Source organism: Candidatus Zixiibacteriota bacterium (genome assembly GCA_040752815.1).
GTDB lineage: Bacteria > Zixibacteria > MSB-5A5 > GN15 > FEB-12 > JAGGTI01.
Window position 1 is genome coordinate 44,875 of record JBFMGC010000001.1, and the last position, 15,349, is coordinate 60,223.

16 protein-coding genes and 1 tRNA gene are annotated in these 15,349 nt (G+C 57.4%); 12 read left to right on the forward strand and 5 right to left on the reverse strand.

The genetic code is table 11. From position 1 onward, the window contains the following. The first annotated feature begins 6 nt into the window (after positions 1-6). The 9 genes from AB1772_00170 (at position 7) to lpdA (ending at position 8,301) form a co-directional block, all read left to right on the forward strand. Positions 7-702 (forward strand): DVU0298 family protein, encoded by a 696-nt coding sequence (locus AB1772_00170; GenBank protein ID MEW5794748.1) that lies wholly within the window; start codon positions 7-9, stop codon positions 700-702. Positions 703-864: 162 nt separating this feature from the next. Continuing rightward, the gene (locus tag AB1772_00175; GenBank protein MEW5794749.1) at positions 865-1,356 is read left to right on the forward strand and encodes a ferritin family protein; all 492 of its coding nucleotides are present in this window, start codon (positions 865-867) and stop codon (positions 1,354-1,356) included. Positions 1,357-1,419: 63 nt separating this feature from the next. Further along, complete coding sequence (locus AB1772_00180; GenBank protein ID MEW5794750.1) at positions 1,420-2,244, forward strand: ferredoxin--NADP reductase; 825 nt, start codon at positions 1,420-1,422, stop codon at positions 2,242-2,244. Positions 2,245-2,403: 159 nt separating this feature from the next. Then, positions 2,404-2,577, forward strand: coding sequence for a rubredoxin (locus tag AB1772_00185; protein ID MEW5794751.1), 174 nt, complete (start codon positions 2,404-2,406; stop codon positions 2,575-2,577). A gap of 87 nt (positions 2,578-2,664) precedes the next feature. After that, positions 2,665-3,477 (forward strand): ZIP family metal transporter, encoded by an 813-nt coding sequence (locus tag AB1772_00190; GenBank protein ID MEW5794752.1) that lies wholly within the window; start codon positions 2,665-2,667, stop codon positions 3,475-3,477. A gap of 67 nt (positions 3,478-3,544) precedes the next feature. Next, on the forward strand, positions 3,545-4,579 hold the full coding sequence (locus AB1772_00195; GenBank protein ID MEW5794753.1) for a thiamine pyrophosphate-dependent dehydrogenase E1 component subunit alpha: 1,035 nt from the start codon (positions 3,545-3,547) through the stop codon (positions 4,577-4,579). A 31-nt stretch (positions 4,580-4,610) separates the two neighbouring features. Continuing rightward, the gene (locus AB1772_00200; GenBank protein ID MEW5794754.1) at positions 4,611-5,594 is read left to right on the forward strand and encodes an alpha-ketoacid dehydrogenase subunit beta; all 984 of its coding nucleotides are present in this window, start codon (positions 4,611-4,613) and stop codon (positions 5,592-5,594) included. Between the two features lie 7 nt (positions 5,595-5,601). After that, a complete protein-coding gene (locus tag AB1772_00205) occupies positions 5,602-6,885 on the forward strand; it encodes a dihydrolipoamide acetyltransferase family protein (GenBank protein MEW5794755.1) in 1,284 nt (427 codons plus the stop codon). An 18-nt stretch (positions 6,886-6,903) separates the two neighbouring features. Continuing rightward, positions 6,904-8,301 (forward strand): dihydrolipoyl dehydrogenase, encoded by a 1,398-nt coding sequence (gene lpdA / locus AB1772_00210; GenBank protein MEW5794756.1) that lies wholly within the window; start codon positions 6,904-6,906, stop codon positions 8,299-8,301. A 231-nt stretch (positions 8,302-8,532) separates the two neighbouring features. Here lpdA and AB1772_00215 read toward each other — a convergent pair whose 3' ends face one another. Further along, positions 8,533-8,901, reverse strand: a complete 369-nt coding sequence (locus AB1772_00215) for a transposase (GenBank protein MEW5794757.1) — start codon at positions 8,899-8,901, stop codon at positions 8,533-8,535. Between the two features lie 202 nt (positions 8,902-9,103). Further along, the gene (locus tag AB1772_00220) at positions 9,104-10,276 is read right to left on the reverse strand and encodes a class I SAM-dependent rRNA methyltransferase (protein ID MEW5794758.1); all 1,173 of its coding nucleotides are present in this window, start codon (positions 10,274-10,276) and stop codon (positions 9,104-9,106) included. Positions 10,277-10,519: 243 nt separating this feature from the next. Between AB1772_00220 and AB1772_00225 the strand changes: the two genes are divergently transcribed. Continuing rightward, positions 10,520-11,095, forward strand: a complete 576-nt coding sequence (locus AB1772_00225) for a hypothetical protein (protein ID MEW5794759.1) — start codon at positions 10,520-10,522, stop codon at positions 11,093-11,095. A gap of 293 nt (positions 11,096-11,388) precedes the next feature. Here AB1772_00225 and lipB read toward each other — a convergent pair whose 3' ends face one another. Beyond that, positions 11,389-12,087 (reverse strand): lipoyl(octanoyl) transferase LipB, encoded by a 699-nt coding sequence (gene lipB, locus AB1772_00230; protein MEW5794760.1) that lies wholly within the window; start codon positions 12,085-12,087, stop codon positions 11,389-11,391. A gap of 198 nt (positions 12,088-12,285) precedes the next feature. Between lipB and AB1772_00235 the strand changes: the two genes are divergently transcribed. Then, positions 12,286-13,041: an SDR family oxidoreductase gene (locus AB1772_00235; GenBank protein ID MEW5794761.1), complete on the forward strand. Its 756-nt coding sequence runs from the start codon at positions 12,286-12,288 to the stop codon at positions 13,039-13,041. A gap of 134 nt (positions 13,042-13,175) precedes the next feature. Beyond that, positions 13,176-14,438 (forward strand): MFS transporter, encoded by a 1,263-nt coding sequence (locus AB1772_00240; GenBank protein ID MEW5794762.1) that lies wholly within the window; start codon positions 13,176-13,178, stop codon positions 14,436-14,438. Between the two features lie 67 nt (positions 14,439-14,505). Here AB1772_00240 and AB1772_00245 read toward each other — a convergent pair. Together AB1772_00245 and AB1772_00250 are read right to left on the reverse strand one after the other, a co-directional pair. Next, a tRNA-Gln gene (locus AB1772_00245) sits at positions 14,506-14,579 on the reverse strand. A 114-nt stretch (positions 14,580-14,693) separates the two neighbouring features. Continuing rightward, positions 14,694-15,344: a thiamine diphosphokinase gene (locus tag AB1772_00250; protein ID MEW5794763.1), complete on the reverse strand. Its 651-nt coding sequence runs from the start codon at positions 15,342-15,344 to the stop codon at positions 14,694-14,696. Positions 15,345-15,349 lie beyond the last annotated feature (5 nt).

Consider the following 15,349-nt stretch of genomic DNA (forward strand, 5'->3'; position numbering starts at 1 on the left):
TTAAGTATGGGGTCGCACATTCGCAAGGAAACCGTGCGGGAGCTTCTGCGCCGTCGCGATTGGGCGGCATTGATCCAGTTGTCTCACGTAGAACGCGGTTTGCTCAGGACACTTGTATCATTCACTTTTGATCCCGACGAACTGGTGCGATTTCGGGCGGTGGAGGCGATAGGTGTTGCGTCGGGAGCCCTGGCCGAATCCAACGAAGAAAAAGTGCGGGATTTCATACGCCGGCAGCTCTGGCTGATGAACGACGAATCCGGCGGATTGTCTCCCCTCGCACCGGACATAATCGGCGAAGTACTGGTGCGAGTGTCAGGATTGGTCGACGAATTCGGCCCGCTGCTGATATCTTACCTGAGAGAATCGCCGTTTGAGCGCGGCACCCATGCGGCAATCGTCCGGCTGTCTGAACGCCGACCGGACTTATTCGTCAGCGCGGTAGGCGATCTCCGCCAATCACTTCATGACTCAGATCCGGCGGTGCGCGGCCTGGCTGTGCGGGCGTTGAGTATGATCGACCCGATCGGCTCGGCGCCACTTTTCGACGCCATGAAAGACGATCCCTCTGAAGTCGAGTGGTATGATTTTGATCGGGGCGATCTGATTCGTACCACTCTTGCCGATTTTATCGGCGGGGCCAGACAGGGATCGAATCCGACCGCCAGCCCGGTGCACCCGAATACGAGACAACAGATATGACAAGGGAGTTGACGCCGAAACGCCGGAAGCGTAATCTTCGCCGGTGCGGCCGCTTCGAGCGGGGCAAATGCGCCCGGTGCGAGCAGCCTGACGATGACGGCCACGTGTGCGACATAAAAAGAAAGCGCGGCGGTTTATCTACACCTTCGGAAGGAGACAGCGATGGACGTTTATGAACATGCCATGAAAATGGAACAGGATGGAAGGGCCTTCTATCTCGAACAGGCCGGCAAGACTGCCGAACCTGCGCTCAAGCGGATTCTGCAGGAGCTGGCCAACGACGAGCTCAAACACTACAACCTTTTCAGGGCGATGCGCGACCGCGAGAGTGCCGATTACAAAGACGCAGAAAAGACTACTATCATAACGACTGCCAAAAACGTGTTCGAGGAATTGAGCGAACGAGGGGGAACTATCGCGTTCTCCAATGATGTTCGCAAGCTGTGGGAATTCGCCTGCGAAGTGGAAAAGAAATCGGAGACTTTCTACCGGGAAAAGGCCGGGGAGATGAATGACGAAAGCCAGAAGCGGATTTGGAATCGAATTGCCGATGAGGAACACCGCCACTGGAATACGATCGAGCTGGTGATCCAGTTCCTCGAACGGCCCAAACAGTGGCTAGCGGACGCCGAGTGGAACACCCTGGAGGATTAGTTCACTCGGCATTGAGGTTCACTTCCGCGGCCCCAACCACGTGACTGCTGCATCGACGCCAGGATGGCTGAAAAAACACTGAACGCTCTGGTTACCCAGAGAATCGAAATCACTCCCGGCCTTATCAAACTGCGGGTCGTGCCGCAGGGATGGGAATTGCCGGAGTTTTCGCCCGGCCAGTATGCCACTCTGGGCCTGCCCGGTACGACGCCGCGCATTGCGCTGGCGGAGCCGGAAGAACGGCCGCCGCTCGATCCGAGCAAAATGGTGATGCGGGCCTATTCGATCGCGTCTTCGTCGGTCGCGCGGGAGTTCCTTGAGTTCTATGTGGGCCTGGTGCGAACCGGATCGCTCTCGCCGCGCCTTTTCGGCCTCAAGCCGGGCGATGCGCTCTGGATGTCTAATCGCTTTCGCGGCATGTTCACATTGGCGGAAGTGCCCGAAGGGTTTCACGCTGTTCTTATCGCCACCGGCACCGGCGTGGCACCTTACATGAGCATGATTCGTACCGAAATCACCCAGGGACTCAAGCGCCGCTTTGCGGTGTTTCACGGGGCCTATCATTCGTCTGATCTGGGCTATCACTCTGAACTGACCACGCTGGACGCTGTCAGCCCGAATTTCACATACATCGCCACGCTCAGCCACGCCCACGAAGAACCGGTGCCCTGGAAAGGCCATCAGGGCTTTGTACAGAAACTCTGGAACGACCGAATACTGGACAAGGTATGGGGCTTCCGCCCTGGCCCGGACAATACACACGTATTCCTGTGCGGAAACCCATACATGATAGAAGAAATGACTGAAATCCTGCTTGGAGAGGGATTCACCAGCCATTCCAAGGGCACACCGGGGCAAATTCATTCCGAGCAGTTTTTCGTAAAATAGGCTCTCGCCATGCGCGCTTCAGCGCTCGCCGCTCGTCTCGGCTAACCTGCTGAGCGATTGGCGATTGGCGGCTGCGGATCGCACGCCACGAAGGCAAGAATAGCGGGAACTTTTGTTCGATGGGCCAATTTATAACTCTGATGTTTGGAAAGAGGTGCCATGGGAAGGTATGTTTGTGACTCCTGTGGGTGGGTTTACGATCCCGAGCATGGAGTCCCTGAGCTTGATATCGAGCCGGGTCTGCCGTTTGAGGACCTGCCCGATGAATTCGCTTGCCCTGAATGCGGCGCCGGTAAAGAAGAGTTGTACCCGGAAGAGCTGGAGCTGCGATAGACCCGGGTCAGAGGACGACCCGTCGAACCAGTTTGACCGATCTACGCGACTGAGCGAAAAGGCCACCCGACGAGACAGAGTGAATCCATGATCGACTGGCTCAGCCAATTCCATCCGATCCAACAGGCCCTTATCGGCACTCTGTTCACCTGGTTTCTAACAGCTCTTGGAGCGGCCCTGGTGTTTCCGGCTCGGGAGCTAAGCCGCCGCGCCCTCGACGGCATGCTCGGATTCGCGGCCGGCGTGATGATCGCCGCCAGTTTCTGGTCTCTTCTGGCGCCGGCGATAGAGATGTCCGGAGAAATGGGCTATCTCCCATGGGTTCCGGCAGTAGTCGGGTTTCTCCTGGGAGCGGCGTTTCTGCGTTTGATCGACCGCTTCCTCCCCCACTTACACCTTTTCTTGCCGCGTGAAAAAGCCGAGGGAATAAAGACCACCTGGCGGCGGACCACACTTCTGGTGTTGGCGATCACCCTCCATAATATCCCGGAAGGCCTGGCGGTGGGCGTGGCGTTCGGTGCGGTAGCTGCCGGTTACGATTCCGCAACTCTCGGCGGGGCCATCGCGCTCGCTCTCGGCATCGGCATTCAGAATTTCCCCGAGGGTACGGCGGTATCGATGCCGCTCCGCCGCGAGGGGATGTCCTTGCCAAGGTGCTTTTGGTACGGGCAACTGTCGGCGGTTGTGGAGCCGATCGCCGGCGTTTTTGGAGCCGCGCTGGTGATTATCGCCCGCCCCATTCTTCCCTTCGCGCTCGCCTTTGCCGCCGGGGCGATGATCTTCGTGGTTATCGAGGAGCTGGTTCCTGAATCGCAGACCAAAGGGCACTCACATGCGGCCACCATGGGTGGCATCCTGGGCTTCGCGGTGATGATGACACTCGACGTTGCCCTGGGCTGAAAGGATAGTTATAGTAGTTCTTTGATAATGAACAGTAAACACGTGAATAGATCGTTTAGGAGGTCAGATGCCTGCGAACACCAAATCTGCCGGCAAAACCGCGCTTGCTGAAACCGGGCTTTCCGAGCAGACACTGATGGGACTTTACACCAACCTGCTCAAGACCCGGCTGCTCGACGAGCGTTTTCGCAAGCTGTTTCGCCAGGGACGCTTTGCCGGAACCTACTTTTCTGCGGTCGGCCAGGAAGCGACGACAGTCGGCCCGACTTACGGACTTCGTGATGACGATATAATCGCGCCCTCGCACCGGGAAATCGGCGCCAACGTAACCAAGGGTGTGCCGATTGAGATAATCGCCGCCCAGGTGTACGCACGGGGCAACTCTCCGGATAAAGGCAAGAGCCATCCGTGCCATTACGGCTGGCGGCCGAAGGGCGTGATTACGCCGGCTTCAACAGTCGCCGGACAGACTATTATCGGCACCGGCTGTGCGATGGCTTTTCGTATTCAGAAGAAGGACAATGTGGTCGTGGCGTTTTTCGGCGAAGGTTCCACCGCTCGCGGCGGCTGGCATGAGGCGCTGAACTACGCCGGCATTTACAAGCTGCCGATCGTGTACGTCTGCCAGAATAATCTATGGGCCGAATCGGTCCCGGCCACGCTGGCCGCAGGGATCACTGATTTTGCTGATCGCGCCAAGGCCTATGGTTTCCCCGGGGTAACGATCGACGGCAACGACATTGTCACGGTCCACAAGACGGCTGCTGACGCAATTGCCAAGGCCCGCAGCGGCGGCGGCCCGACCCTGATCGAGTGCAAAACCTACCGCTGGTACGGCCACTCCGAAATCGACCCGGCCGACTATCGCGCTCAGGAAGAGCTCGAAGCGTGGAAGAAGAAAGATCCGGTTCTGCGCGCTGAAAAACTGCTTACGGATCTTGGACTGCTCACCACGGAGAAGCGGGAGGCCATGGTCGAGCAGATCAGCGCCGAGATCGATGCGGCGATTGACTCGGTCGATAAGGCGCCATACTCCGCACCGGAGGAAGCGTACAACGACGTCTACTCGGCGCAGTTTCCCGTTCGCCGGGATGAATACTAAGCGGAACCACGATTAGCAAAATGGTGAGAACATGAAGAAAGTCACGTACATAGAAGCAATCACTCAGGCGCTGGACGAGGAGATGGCGCGCGACGAGCGAGTGTTCCTGATCGGCGAAGATATCGGCCTTTATGGTGGTGTTTTCAAAGCAACCAAGGGCCTGATGGACAAATACGGCGCCGAGCGGGTGATCGACTCCCCCATTTCCGAGGTGTATATCGCCGGAGGTTCGGTCGGCGCGGCGATGGTCGGCATGAAACCGGTCCCGGAAATCCAGTTCGCCGATTTCATCACGCCATCGATGGACCAGATCATCCAGCAGATGGCCAAGCTGCGCTATCGCACTGCCGGCCAATGGACCTGCCCGGTCACTATGCGAGTGTGCTGCGGCGCGGATGTAGGCGGCGGTCTGTATCACTCCCAAATCAACGAGCAGTGGTTTGTCTCCCAGCCCGGCCTGATCGTGGTCATGCCGGCCACACCCTACGACGCCAAAGGGCTGCTCAAGGCCGCAATCCGCGGCGAGGACCCGGTGATCTATTTCGAACACAAGCGGCTCTATCGCTGGATCAAGGAGGAAATCCCGGAAGACGATTTTACCGTCCCGATCGGCAAGGCGGCCGTACGTAAGAAAGGGAACGACATCACGATAGTCTCCTACGGTCTCATGTACCATCGCGCTGCTGAAGCGGTGACTGCTTTGGAGAAGGACGGCATCTCGGCGGAGCTGATCGATATGCGCACGCTCCTCCCGTGGGACCGCGAGACGATTTTCGAATCGGTCAAAAAGACCTCGCGGGCCGTGCTGGTCCAGGAAAGCTCCAAGACCGGCGGCGTGATGGGCGAAGTGGGCGCGGCGATTGCCGAAGAGATTTTCGATTACCTCGACGCCCCGGTTACGAGGGTGTGCGGTATCGATGTTCCGGCGGTGCCGTTTGCTCCGCCCATGGAGCATTTCTTCCTTCCCAACGCCGACAAGATTTCGCGCGCGGTAAAGAAAGTGCTGGAGTACTAAGGGGACTATGATGGAATACAAAGTGATCGTACCCCCGCTGGGCGAATCGGTGGTCGAGGGGACCATTGTCAAGTGGCTCAAGAATGAAGGCGATTCGGTCAAGGCCGATGAGCCGCTAGTCGAAATCATGACTGACAAGATTAATGTCGAGCTCCCCTCCGCCCACGCCGGCAAAATGAAGAAGCACCTGGTGGCGATCGGCACCGTAGTCGAGATCGGTCGCGAGATTGCCATCATGGATGTCGAGGGCGTGGTGACTCAGGCCAAGACATTCGACACCAAACCTGACGGTAAAGAGCATATCCCACAGGAACAGGAAGTGGCCGCGCCACCGGAGGAATTTGTCGGCACCGTGCAGCATCACGCGGAGATGGGTATCCACGCCGATGAGGCGGCCATCGCCGCAGGCATTAAAGCCGCCCGCTCGTCCCCGGTCGTACGCCGCCTGGCACGCGAGCACTTCATAGACCTTCGCAAAGTGAGCGGTTCCGGTCGTAACGGCCGCGTGTCCAAGAGTGACGTACTCAAGTATATCGAGATGCGTCACACTGTCGATCTGGTCCAGCCCGACTTTGTCTTCCCGCAGGAAGAGCGGGAGGAGATCATCCCGGTCATCGGAGTGCGCAAGGTGATCTCCGAGCACATGACGGCATCGGCGTTCACCATTCCGCATGTGACCACGTTTGACGAGTGCGATATGTCCGCCCTGGTCGAATGGCGCCGGAAGTACGCGGACAAGATCCAGGAGGAGAAGGGCGTGCGCATCACCTACCTGCCCTTTATCGCCAAGGCGATCATATTCGCGGCCCGCAAATATCCCTGGATAAACGCCACGTTTGAAGGCGACAATCTTCATGTCAAGAAGTACTTCAATATCGGCATGGCGGTGGCGCGCGAGAACTCGCTGATCGTGCCGGTGGTCAAGCACTGCGAACGGAAGTCGCTGCTTCAGATCGCTCAGGAGATGCGCGACCTGGGCGAGAAGGCCAATGCCGACAAGCTGCAACTAAGCGAAATCAGCGGCGGCACGATCTCGATCACGAACGCCGGCGGCATGGGCGCTCTGGCCTCGACCCCGATCATCGCCAAGCCGCAGGTGGCTATCTTGGGCGTGCACAAGATTGTCGACAAACCGGTGGTGCGCGACGGCCAGATTGTCATCCGGCCGATTCTCAACTTCGGCCTGTCTTTCGATCATCGCGTGGTCGACGGCGCTTATGCCGTGCAGTTCCTCCGCCTGATGATCGAGTATCTCGAAGCGCCCGACAAGTGGCTGCTCGACGTGATCTGAACTTAGTGAGGTTGGTACATGGCTGAAAAGTACACGCTCGTGGTTATCGGCGCCGGGCCGGGCGGCTATGTCGCTGCGATCCGGGCCGCGCAACTGGGCATCAAGACCGCGGTGGTCGAACGTGAGTACTTCGGCGGGGTCTGCCTCAACTGGGGGTGTATCCCGTCGAAAACGCTGCTTCACGTCACCGAGATGAAGCGCCACATCGAGGAGGCCAAACGGATCGGCCTGGTCGCGGAGAATGTCAGGATCGACCTGGACCTTCTGCGCAAGCACAAGGAAGCCACGGTCAAGCGGCTCACCGGCGGAGTCAAGATGCTTCTCGACAAAGCAGGCGTGAAATCGTTTGTCGGCGCGGCGCGGTTCGTCTCCCCCACCAGGATCGAAGTCACCGGCGAGGCCGGCAAGACTGAGATCGAATCCGAGAACATCATCATCGCCACCGGAGCCCGCACGATGCAGTTGCCGATGCTCAAGCAGGACGGTAAGCTGATTTTCGGCGCGCGCGAGTCGATCGATATCCCAAACGTGCCTGCCGAGATGCTGGTGGTGGGCGCAGGGCCGATCGGGGTTGAGATGGCAACCGTGTATCAGACCCTCGGCTCGAAAGTAACCATTGTTGAAATCCTCTCGTCGGTTTTGCCCACGCTTGATACTGATATCTCGACTGTCACCGAGCGAGCGCTCAAGAAACAGGGAATGAAGATCCTGCTGTCATCTAAAGTGACCAAATCTGAAATCTCCGGCGGCAAAGTGAAAGTGACGATTGAAACGGGCGGCACGAGCGAGCAGCAGACATTCGACGCGGTTCTGGTCGCAGCAGGGATGATTCCGAATACGTCAGACATGGGGCTGGACAAAATCGGCGTTAGGCTAGATGCCAGGGGTTTCGTGCAGGTCGACAAGAAGATGCGCTCCAACGTGGCGAACATATTTGCGATTGGCGATGTAGCAGGCGGGCTGCTGCTGGCACATAAGGCCTCGCATGAGGGAATTGTCGCGGCGGAAGCGGTCGCCGGCTCTGGCGCGAGTGCCGACTGGAAAGGCGTGCCGTACGCCGTGTTCTGCGACCCTGAGGTGGCCGGTATCGGCCTGTCCGAGAAAGAGGCGGCGCAGAAGGGCCTGAAAGTGCGAGTGGGCAAGTTCCCGTATCAGGGAGTAGGCAAAGCTGTCGCCACGCTCGCTACTGATGGCTTCGCGAAAGTCATCTCCGACGCCGAGACCGATGAGATCTTAGGTATACATGTAGTCGGGCCGCACGCTGGCGATATCGTCTTCACCGGCACCGCGATGATGGAGCTCGACTGCACCGCCGAGGACCTGGGCCACCTGATGGCGGTCCACCCGACCTTATCCGAAGCCCTGATGGAAGCCGGCCTCCACGCCCACAAGCGGGCGATACATATACCGAATTAGGGAGACGTCCCTCAAGACAATCGTGCCCGGCAGATGCCCGCCCTCGACTTGATCGGGGGTCCTCATCTGCCGGGTCTTTGTTCGTCAAAGAGGTTCAAGGATGTCGAAACCACAGGGGTTTCGACCTACATCTGTCTCGGGCACTGATAATATCCGTCCTTCAAATAGTCTGCGGCCGAGGAGAAGTCCTTGTAGGTCGAAACCCCTGCGGTTTCGACATTCTGTTATTCTTCACTCGCCAAACTCACCTTCGAACTCAATCGGTTCGCGCACTCCCCAATCCGACTGATAATATCCGTCCTTCAAATAGTCCGCGGCCGAGGAGAAGCGCCACATGAACGGATTGTCGATCAGCCCGTGCTTCACCGGATTATAATGAATATAATCGATGTGCTTATTCAGATCATCCTGGTCGCGCATAATCCGATCCCAGAATCGATATTGCCAAATTCGCCCCTCTCGCATCCCCAAACGGGCTCTCAGATTGGTCGAGAACGACAGCTTGATCCGGCGCACGATACTCGATATGTCACCGTCACTCACGTGGACCAGCATGTGCATGTGGTCAGGGAGAACAACCCAGGCGGCGAGAGCTAGCATGTTTCTGACGCGCGGTCTCCATCGCGTGCCAAAGCAGGTCAAAGTGATCGATTAGAATAGGCATCCGACGGTAAGTAATATGTGTGAGAAAACACGCTTGCCCCTCGGTGAAATACCTCCGGATGTTGGTCATTGAAGGAATATATACATGGTCGCATTTGAGTCAATCACATTCGACGGTCGAAACCGCAGGGGTTTCGACCTACAATCTCTCCAACACAAAGCACTTCAAATACTGCGTCTCGGGCATCGCCTGCAATATCGGATGATCGGCGGATTGGGTCAGGAAGGCGCGCTGGCGAAAACGGACGTGAGCGTCGCGGGCGGCGGAGCGAAGCAATTCCTGAAACGCCGACACGCTCAGGTTCTGCGAACAACTGCATGTCACGAGTATTCCGCCCGGTGAGAGTAGTTTCATAGCCGACATGTTAATCTCGCGGTATCCCGCAACCGCTGCTTTCAACTGGCTCTTGCTTTTGACAAACGCGGGCGGATCGAGAATGATCAGGTCGAAATGCCCGCGCTCGTCGCTTAGCCGACGCAACAAGTCAAAGCAGTCTTCGCGTGTGGCTGTGATTTTGTCGGCGACCCCGTTTAGTTCAGCGTTTTCCCCCAGCAGTTCGAGTGCGCTCTGCGAACTGTCGGCTGCTACCACGCTCGATGCACCACCCAGCGCGGCATTGACAGCGAATCCGCCCGAATAACAGAAACAGTCCAGAGTGCGACGGTCTCGTGCGAGTTGGCGTACGATTGCCCGTGTGTCGCGCTGGTCGAAAAAGAACCCGGTCTTCTGGCCATGATACGGGTCGACCACAAAACGCGCGCCGCTTTCCTCGATCTCTATTCGCTCCGGTACGGCACCGTAAACGGCATCGACTGACTCAGGCAGCGTCTCAAGCTGGCGATAAGACGAGTCATTGCGCAGTAGTATCCCTTCCGGCCCGAAGACCTCCAACAGCGCTTCGACGATTGACGCCCGCAATCGTTCCATTCCAAGCGTCAGTATCTGCACTACAAGACAATTATCATACTTATCGACAATCAGCCCCGGCAGCAAATCTCCTTCGGAAAACACGACCCGTCCCGACGAAAACACTCCGAACAGTTGCTGCCGGTACGCCAGCGCCGCTTGGAGTTTTCGCACGAGGAAAGCTGTGTCAATCTCTTCTTTTCTATCCGTCAGTATGCGTGCGGCTATCAGGCTGTGCTTGTTGTAGTAGGCACGGCCGAGGAATTTGCCGCGGTCGCTAAGAACGTCGACCAGGTCACCGTTCTCGCCGAAATCGCACACGTCCGCGATTTCATTGCTGAACACCCAGAGATGTCCGGCGCGGATGCGGCGGTCTTCTTTCGGCTTGAGTCTGAGCGTGGCCATGACAAGGGAAGGTTACAGACATTCAAACCTAATTGCAAGAGCGCACAGCGAGTGGTCTGTGCCGCAATTGGTATCCACTTGTATAGTCACTATCCAGTGTAGGCGGCGACCGCACACAACAAGCTGAATCGGGAATTGTCGACTACGCAGTCTCTTACAGCACTTTCACAAATCATGCGCACTCCGGCAGCCGGATTGCAGTGCCTGTTAGTGACAGGAACCTTAAACCAATGGAGGTGAGTTATGAAAAACTGTCTAACGACTGTGTGCGTAGTGTGTATCGGATGCGCGGCGTTCGCAGCCGACAGCCCGATTTCCAAAGGAAGCGTGAGTCTCGGCGGGCAGATGTTCTTTCAATCCTTGACGGACGAGGCTTACGAGAACTGGCGTGGCGACGGGCTGACCACAATCACCCTTAATCCGCGAATAGGGGGATTCGTAGCGGACGGCCTTTCTCTCGGTGCGGAGACCGAATTCCTCTGGGGATCGCGAGGGAGTTACTCCGAGACTCTGTTCGGAATCGGTCCGAGAATCGCGTACTACTTCCCCACCAGGAAGAACCGAACAGAGATCAAGGGGTCGGTGTATCCGTATGTCGCCGGGCTGGCTACTTTTGGCTCGTGGAGCTGCGATGGCGGCGACGACGATCTCTTTATAATCAAGTTCGGTGGCGAATTGGGTGCGTTACTGATGTTCGGAAATTCGGCAGGAGCTGACGTATCGCTTCGGGTGAAACGCGACGTGTATGACGTTGGTGGGCACCCCGCATTCGGCACGAATGTCCAGTTCGGTGTGGGTCTCACCGCGTTCGTGCTCTGAGCGTCCGCGATTATGAGGGGGGACAAAGCCCGGCAGATGAGGACATCTGCCGGGCACGTTTTCATACGTATCGTGTGTGCGCGACTCAGTGACCCCTCCTGCGTCAATCGCGATTCGGATTATGGCAACCTGTAGTCACCCTTCGACAGGCTCAGGGTGACTTTAGAGTTGGCCTAACAATGGTTTTGGGCACAACACTGCCAGTTCAACACAATCTACACATAAGTCAGACTGAGCCTGTCGAAGTCTGACTAATCGCCGCGAGCAAAGACACCCTTCGACCGGTCGATAGCTCAGGGTGTTTCTAGGAAGGAATCTAACATGTATCGAACGCCATCGGGAGCATTAACGGCCTCATAACCGAAGTAGTCTGCGAAGTGCTGTACCAACAGTTCATTGAAATGCGCCGGCTTGATCTCGCGCCCGACTAACTGCGAAACCGATCCGACCGGATACTGTGTGATCCCGCACGGATTGATGAGTTTGAAGTAGTCGAGGTCAGTATTGACATTGATCGCCACACCGTGGTACGAGATCCACTTTGACACGGCCACGCCGATCGCCCCGACCTTGCGATTCTCGACCCAGATACCGGTGAGCCCCTCTTTGACACTAGCCACCAACCCCAGATCGGCGAGCGTCTCGATGACCATCTGTTCCAAATCGCGCAGGTACCGGCGCACGTCGCGGCCACGCTCTCGCAGATCGATAATCGGATAGAGCACCGCCTGCCCGGGGCCGTGGAAGGTAATGTCTCCCCCGCGCTCGATTTCGTGGAGGTCGACACCACGTGCCGCGAGATTGTCAGCAGTGACCAGCAGATTTGTTCGATCCGTTCCTCGACCCATCGTGATAACCGGCTCGTGTTCAGTCAGGATAAGACAATCCGGGACGGCGGACTCGGCCCGCCGCCGGACGAGATCCTTCTGGAAGTCCCAGGCGGTCTGATAGCGGGTGCGACCCAGGTCTATTATTCGCAGTTCACAACTCAAAGCGGCGACTCCGGAATCTCCTTCAGCGGGCCTCAAACGCTCGGCGGCAATATTGCGTAAACCGGTTGCGCAGGCAAGCCGTTCCCGTTATAATGGACCAAACCGGCCCAAACGGTCGGGGAACAATCTTCGCCCCAGGCTGTTGCAGCGGTGTGGTTTACACAACGATGTGGAACGCAAAGACAGAGGGAAATGTCAATGTATCCTGAACTGAAAGGCAAATGTGCGCTGGTGACCGGCGCGGCACGCGGTTTTGGACGGGCGATCGCCATTCGTCTGGCCGATGAGGGGGTCAAGGTGATTGTCAACTATCGACGAAGCAAAGGGGACGCCGAAGGCGTTGTTGCGGAGATCAAGAGCCGCGGCGGGCAGGCGATGGCGATCCGCGCCGATATCGGCAAAGAAGATAGCCTCGAACGCCTGTTCGAGGTCATTCGGTCAGAATGTGGACATCTTGATATAGTAATTGCCAACGCCGCGTTTGGCGTGCCCGGCAAGCTGATCGACACCACCGCCAAACACTGGGATGTCACCCTGGCGGCGTCGGCGCGGTCGCTTCTGGACATGGCCAAGCGGGCGGTGCCTTTGATGAACGACTTCGGTCGAATAATTAGTATCACCAGCGACGGCGGCCGGCGCGTTATCCCCGGCTACGGAGTTGTCGGTCCGGCGAAAGCAGCTCTGGAGTCACTTACGCGCGGATTGGCAGTGGAACTGGCGCCGCGCGGAATCCGAGTCAACGGCGTGCTGGCAGGCCTCGCGGATACGCGCTCGTCGCGCTCGATCCCCGGCGCCGACACGGTTATCTCCCACGCTAAGTTCCATACACCGTGCGGCCGTATTGTCGAGCCGGAGGATGTGGCTCAGGTTGTTGCCTTTCTCTGCTCGAATCAGGCCGACATGATCTGCGGGCAGTTTATTACCGTAGATGGCGGCCGGAATATCATGGGGTGAGTTACACCGACAGGACTAGAGACTGAACAGACGCCATGCTGTTCCGCATCGGCAATCCAGTCCTTGACATCTACCGACAATAAGTCGAGTTTGCAGGGGAGTATCGGCTTCAAGCCGCATTGAAGGAGTCCGCCATGCTTCTCAATGAGTACGACAAACCCACCAAAGCTCATTATCAGATTCTGTTGATGAGTTGGGCAGGGTGGGTGTTCGACTTCTATGATCTTATTCTCTACACTTTTCTGCTGACTCTCATCGGCAAAGACCTAAACCTTTCCAACCAGGATCTCTCATACGTACTAGGGGCGTCGCTGGCCGCGACCGCGCTCGGAGGTGTGGTATTCGGGGTGCTTTCTGATCGCTGCGGACGGAAGACGGTATTGCAGTGGACGATTCTGACATACAGCCTGGGGACGTTATTGTGCGGCTTTGCCACCGGTTTGTGGACGCTGATCGCGTTCAGGATAATCACCGGACTTGGCGTTGGCGGAGAATGGGCAACCGGACAGACGTATGTAGGCGAGACCTTTCATCCTAAAGTCCGAGGCAGATACGGCGCATACATGCAAACCGGCGCGCCGATCGGCATCGCGCTGGCTTCGGTCATCGGCGGCTTCGTCGCGCCGGAGATTGGCTGGCGGTGGTCGTTCATCATATCAGTTTTGCCGGCAGCGATGGTAATTCATATCAGAAGGAGTCTCCCAGAGTCTGATTTCTGGCTGGAACGGAGAAAGACGGCCGCTTTCAGCCTGACGAATTCCCCTACGCCGAAATCGAGTGAGCAGAACAGGCTTAGCCTACTTCTCTCCAAGGTTCACCGCAGACCGTTTATACTTGTGCTAGTTCTTGCGACCCTCGACATGACCGCCTACTGGTTCACGTATTCATGGCTGCCGGGCTATCTCCAACAGCAGCGGCAGTTTTCGCTCGTGAAGTCGGCGCTGTGGATGCTTGTCACCCAGACCGGCGGCTTTCTCGGCTATACATCATTCGGTTTCGTAGCGGACAAACTCGGGCGAAGGCCGGCATACTCGATCTACTGTTTCATCATGGCTCTCGGCCTGTTGATGATAACGCTCATGTGGGATGCGATCGCAGCGAATCCGACAGTCATACTGCTGTTCATGTTTCTTGTGGGTTTCGGCACTGGGATGTTCGGCGGTTATGGGCCGCTGATCTCTGAGTTGTTTCCGACCGGAATCCGAAGCACGGCGATGGGAGCGGCGTTCAATATCGCCCGTGGGCTTCAGTTCTTCACGCCGGTGACTATCGCCAGAATCGCAGAGAAGCACGGTCTCGGCACAGGGATATCATTAGCGGCGATTTTCGCGCTCCTGACAGGAATTTGGATTTGGACCTTTCCGGAGACCAGGGGTAAGCGCTTGGACTCGGCATAACAGCCGGTTGCGCTGCGTAAGCGCGAAAGCCCCTCGACATGGTTTTCGAGAGGCCTAATCTGGATTTTGGCTGGGGGACAGGGATTCGAACCCCGATTCTACGGTCCAGAGCCGCATGTCCTGCCGTTGGACGATCCCCCAGTCTCACAGCATGCTATCGGCATCCCAACCGACAGCGCTTATGTCTGGTCGGGCCAGAATATAGGCCCTGCAATCAAACTGTCAAGCTGAACTCAACATCGGCCTGAAGGAATTTCAACGCCGTGAAACCAGCCGGACCACAAAGGCTTGCCCCACAATCTGAAAATCGGCTCGCGCGGCCATAATGCGGTTGCGCGCAGGTCGGGTCTCGCCCCGACTGATCCGCACGCCGGAGATATCGAACGCGGTCCCCCGGCAGGTCAGGCGGATGCGGTCGGACACCGGTATGATCGAAACGATACTGCCTCGCGCGCCGGAAAACCTGATCCCGCTGTCCTGAAGAAAGAATGCCTCGTAGGCGGGGCCGACCAGGCGCATTTTCGGAGCCTTGGGCTCAAGCGAGACGCAACGTCGAGTGAGCAGAAACAGGTTAGCCAGAAAATGGTCCGGCTCACCGATACTTGGCTCTACAATATCGATTGATTTCGCCCCGCGTTCGATACACTGATCAACCGCCAGTTCGGTATCGGTTTTGTCTTTGTTCACCGGGTACGTGAGCACCTTCGTGCGTGCACTGAGCTTCTTGGGCAGGCGTTTCAGCGAATCGAAGTCGCCAATCAGGAGATCGGGCACCATGCCGGAGCGCAGGAAAAAACGATAGCCGCCGTCGACAGCAACTTTGAAACACCCTCTCGCCAGCCCACGATAATACGGCAGGTCTCGTGCCAGGTAGCGGCCGGTCAAAAAACAGGTAGCTTTGTCCATGAGCA

Excerpts from the sequence above, each read along its gene's own strand:
- AB1772_00180 (MEW5794750.1), top strand. The coding sequence starts at position 1,420 with ATGGCTGAAAAAACACTGAACGCTCTGGTTACCCAGAGAATCGAAATC.
- AB1772_00205 (MEW5794755.1), top strand. The coding sequence starts at position 5,602 with ATGATGGAATACAAAGTGATCGTACCCCCGCTGGGCGAATCGGTGGTC.
- AB1772_00200 (MEW5794754.1), top strand. The coding sequence starts at position 4,611 with ATGAAGAAAGTCACGTACATAGAAGCAATCACTCAGGCGCTGGACGAG.
- AB1772_00225 (MEW5794759.1), top strand. The coding sequence starts at position 10,520 with ATGAAAAACTGTCTAACGACTGTGTGCGTAGTGTGTATCGGATGCGCG.
- AB1772_00250 (MEW5794763.1), bottom strand. The coding sequence starts at position 15,344 with ATGGACAAAGCTACCTGTTTTTTGACCGGCCGCTACCTGGCACGAGAC.
- AB1772_00185 (MEW5794751.1), top strand. The coding sequence starts at position 2,404 with ATGGGAAGGTATGTTTGTGACTCCTGTGGGTGGGTTTACGATCCCGAG.
- lpdA (MEW5794756.1), top strand. The coding sequence starts at position 6,904 with ATGGCTGAAAAGTACACGCTCGTGGTTATCGGCGCCGGGCCGGGCGGC.
- AB1772_00220 (MEW5794758.1), bottom strand. The coding sequence starts at position 10,276 with ATGGCCACGCTCAGACTCAAGCCGAAAGAAGACCGCCGCATCCGCGCC.
- AB1772_00190 (MEW5794752.1), top strand. The coding sequence starts at position 2,665 with ATGATCGACTGGCTCAGCCAATTCCATCCGATCCAACAGGCCCTTATC.
- AB1772_00175 (MEW5794749.1), top strand. The coding sequence starts at position 865 with ATGGACGTTTATGAACATGCCATGAAAATGGAACAGGATGGAAGGGCC.
- AB1772_00240 (MEW5794762.1), top strand. The coding sequence starts at position 13,176 with ATGCTTCTCAATGAGTACGACAAACCCACCAAAGCTCATTATCAGATT.
- AB1772_00195 (MEW5794753.1), top strand. The coding sequence starts at position 3,545 with ATGCCTGCGAACACCAAATCTGCCGGCAAAACCGCGCTTGCTGAAACC.
- AB1772_00235 (MEW5794761.1), top strand. The coding sequence starts at position 12,286 with ATGTATCCTGAACTGAAAGGCAAATGTGCGCTGGTGACCGGCGCGGCA.
- AB1772_00215 (MEW5794757.1), bottom strand. The coding sequence starts at position 8,901 with ATGCTAGCTCTCGCCGCCTGGGTTGTTCTCCCTGACCACATGCACATG.
- AB1772_00170 (MEW5794748.1), top strand. The coding sequence starts at position 7 with ATGGGGTCGCACATTCGCAAGGAAACCGTGCGGGAGCTTCTGCGCCGT.